At 65.9% G+C, this 1,104-nt stretch carries 1 pseudogene; it reads left to right on the forward strand.

What is annotated here, in order from left to right:
• Positions 1–1,104 (forward strand): annotated as a pseudogene (locus tag EN969_RS32390) (autotransporter outer membrane beta-barrel domain-containing protein); the annotation flags it as partial.

Here is a 1,104-nt window from a genome sequence, read left to right on the forward strand (position 1 = left end):
CAGGCAACAAGTCCGGTGCCGTGGATGTTACGAATTCCGCCAATTTGACCACCGACGGCGACTATTCGTCCGGCATTGTTGCCCAATCGATCGGCGGCGGTGGCGGCATGGGCGGTGCGACAAACACGCAGGCCTTCCACGTCGGCGGCACCGCCGGCACGAGCGTTACCGCAAATGTCAGCATCGGCGGCAATGGCGGCGAAGGCAACGATGCCGCCTGTGCCGCGGACGCCGGTGGCAATGCCACTTGTTTCGATGGCAAGGTCGGTGTCGCAGTCGATAATTCGGGCGAGATCCGCACAAGCGGGTTCAACTCGGTCGGCATCCTCGCCATGTCCATCGGCGGCGGTGGCGGCGGCGGCGGCTCGGCTTCGACCAAAGAGGATATCGTCGGCCCAGGCGATGCTGGCGAGACTTCGGTCGGTATCGGCGCGGCGATCGCCCTCGGTGCCGGCGGCGCCGGCAATGGCGGCACGGTTTCGGTGACCAACCGCAATCTGATCGTCACGGACGGCGCCGATTCCTATGGCATCAGCGCCAATTCGATCGGTGGCGGCGGCGGTGTCGGCGGCTCGTCCAGCTCTGGCGTGCTTGGCGCTTACGCAATCGGCGGCTCGCTTGGCGGTGCGGGTGGCAAGGGCGGCAATGGCAACCAGGTCGATGTCGTCAATATGGCCGGCGCAACGATATGGACCAAGCAGGAGCGCTCGATAGGCATCTTCGCGCAGTCGGTCGGTGGCGGCGGCGGCGCAGGTGGTGCCGGCGAAAGCAAGGGCAAGAGCGATGGCGGTGAAGTCGCGGTAAACCTGTCGCTTGGCGGCTCGGGTGAGGTCGGCGGCAACGGCGGCAAGGTCAATGTCGAAAACAGCGGCATAATCCAGACCGACAAGGCCAATTCCCACGGCATCCTGGCGCAGTCGATCGGCGGCTCCGGTGGCGTCGGCGGCGCGTCCGGCACGTCATCCACCGACTCGAAGATCGCCATCACGCTGAGCCTCGGCGGCGCCGGCGGCGCTGGCGGTACCAGCGACAAGGTTCACGTCCAGAACTTCCAGAGCGGTTCGATCCTGACGCAGGACGACAACTCGCACGGCATCTTCGCAC

Source organism: Mesorhizobium sp. M7A.F.Ca.CA.003.01.2.1, from assembly GCF_003998945.1.
Lineage (GTDB): Bacteria > Pseudomonadota > Alphaproteobacteria > Rhizobiales > Rhizobiaceae > Mesorhizobium > Mesorhizobium ciceri.